The sequence below is a fragment of the Legionella pelazae genome (assembly GCF_052527395.1).
In genome coordinates this window covers 1-2625 of record NZ_JBNVZS010000028.1, presented here as the reverse complement: position 1 = coordinate 2625, position 2625 = coordinate 1, and the positions used below count along the sequence as shown (strand labels likewise).

The following is a 2625-nucleotide window of genomic DNA, read 5'->3' as shown; positions in this document are numbered from 1 at the left end:
GGGTGGACCATCATCCAAGGCTAAATACTCCTTACTGACCGATAGTGAACCAGTACCGTGAGGGAAAGGTGAAAAGAACCCCGGAGAGGGGAGTGAAATAGACCTGAAACCGTTTGCGTACAAGCAGTGGGAGCCTGACTTTTAGTTGGGTGACTGCGTACCTTTTGTATAATGGGTCAGCGAGTTACTTTCAGTGGCGAGGTTAACTTAATAAGGGAGCCGTAGCGAAAGCGAGTCTTAAGAGGGCGTGAGTCGCTGGGAGTAGACCCGAAACCGGGCGATCTAGCCATGTGCAGGATGAAGGTTGGGTAACACCAACTGGAGGTCCGAACCGGGTAATGTTGAAAAATTATCGGATGACGTGTGGCTAGGAGTGAAAGGCTAATCAAGCCCGGAGATAGCTGGTTCTCCCCGAAAGCTATTTAGGTAGCGCCTCGTGAATGATTACCTGGGGTAGAGCACTGTTTCGGCTAGGGGGCTGTCATGGCTTACCAAACCGATGCAAACTCCGAATACAGGCTAATTGAATCACGGGAGACACACAGCGGGTGCTAACGTCCGTTGTGAAGAGGGCAACAACCCAGACCGCCAGCTAAGGTCCCGAAGTGATGATTAAGTGGGAAACGATGTGGGAAGTCAGAGACAGCCAGGAGGTTGGCTTAGAAGCAGCCACCCTTTAAAGAAAGCGTAATAGCTCACTGGTCGAGTCGGCCTGCGCGGAAGATGTAACGGGGCTCAAATCATCCACCGAAGCTGCGGATGTGCACTAAAGTGCACGTGGTAGGGGAGCGTTCTGTAGGCTGAAGAAGGCAGATTGAGAAGTTTGCTGGAGGTATCAGAAGTGCGAATGCTGACATGAGTAACGATAAAGAAGGTGAAAACCCTTCTCGCCGGAAGTCTAAGGTTTCCTGCACGACGTTAATCGGAGCAGGGTGAGTCGGCCCCTAAGGCGAGGCTGAAAAGCGTAGTTGATGGGAATAAGGTTAATAATCCTTAACTTTTTGTAAGTGGTGATGTGGGGACGAAGAAGGCTAGGTGAGCCGGGCGCTGGTTGTCCCGGTCTGTGCATGTAGGCGGTGTGTTTAGGCAAATCCGAACACACGTTAACGCCGAGGTGTGACAGGGTTCTGACCCCTCGGGGTGCAGAGAAGTCATTGACGCCATGCTTCCAGGAAAAGCTGCTAACCATAACTTACAAAAAACCGTACCGTAAACCGACACAGGTGGACAAGTAGAGCATACTAAGGCGCATGAGAGAACTCGGGTGAAGGAACTAGGCAAAATGGTACCGTAACTTCGGGAGAAGGTACGCCCTTGGAGGTGAGTCATCTTGCATGACAAAGCGTCTGAGGGTCGCAGAGACCAGGTGGCTGCGACTGTTTATTAAAAACACAGCACTCTGCAAATTCGTAAGAAGACGTATAGGGTGTGACGCCTGCCCGGTGCCGGAAGGTTAATTGATGGGGTTATCCTACTCCCAAATTTTTTGCTAAATCAAGGCGGACGACGATGAAGCGAAGGCGCATACATTAGTATGTAACTGAGCTGAAGAGGATGTCCAACGCAGAGTTAGCGAGAAATATGGGAGTAGGAGAAGCTCTTGATCGAAGCCCCGGTAAACGGCGGCCGTAACTATAACGGTCCTAAGGTAGCGAAATTCCTTGTCGGGTAAGTTCCGACCTGCACGAATGGCGTAACGATGGCCACACTGTCTCCACCCGAGACTCAGTGAAATTGAAATCGCTGTGAAGATGCAGTGTACCCGCGGCTAGACGGAAAGACCCCGTGAACCTTTACTATAGTTTTGCACTGGACTTTGATGATGACTGTGTAGGATAGGTGGGAGGCTATGAAGTGGAGACGCCAGTTTCCATGGAGCTGCCCTTGAAATACCACCCTGTTATCATTGAGGTTCTAACTTAGGCGAGTGAATCCTCGTCAAGGACCGTGCATGATGGGTAGTTTGACTGGGGCGGTCTCCTCCCAAAGAGTAACGGAGGAGCACAAAGGTACCCTCGGTACGGTCGGACATCGTACCAAGAGTGTAAAGGCAAAAGGGTGCTTGACTGCGAGAGCGACGGCTCGAGCAGGTACGAAAGTAGGTCTTAGTGATCCGGTGGTTCTGAATGGAAGGGCCATCGCTCAACGGATAAAAGGTACTCCGGGGATAACAGGCTGATACCGCCCAAGAGTTCATATCGACGGCGGTGTTTGGCACCTCGATGTCGGCTCATCACATCCTGGGGCTGAAGCAGGTCCCAAGGGTATGGCTGTTCGCCATTTAAAGTGGTACGCGAGCTGGGTTTAGAACGTCGTGAGACAGTTCGGTCCCTATCTGCCGTGGGCGTAGGAAAATTGAGAGGAGCTGCTCCTAGTACGAGAGGACCGGAGTGGACGAACCTCTGGTGTACCGGTTGTGACGCCAGTTGCATTGCCGGGTAGCTAAGTTCGGACGGGATAACCGCTGAAAGCATCTAAGCGGGAAGCCTCCCTCAAGATGAGTTTTCCCATGAAGCCCGTTGAAGACGACGACGTTGATAGGCAAGGTGTGGAAGTACGGTAACGTATGAAGCTAACTTGTACTAATTGGCTGATTGTCTTGACCATATAACCTGAAGTGCTGTA

Annotated in this window: 1 rRNA gene; it reads left to right on the top strand. The window is 51.5% G+C overall.

The window, feature by feature from the left end:
• A 23S ribosomal RNA gene (locus ACQUW5_RS15235) occupies window positions 1–2607 on the top strand; the annotation flags it as partial.
• Between the last annotated feature and the right edge of the window lie 18 nt (window positions 2608–2625).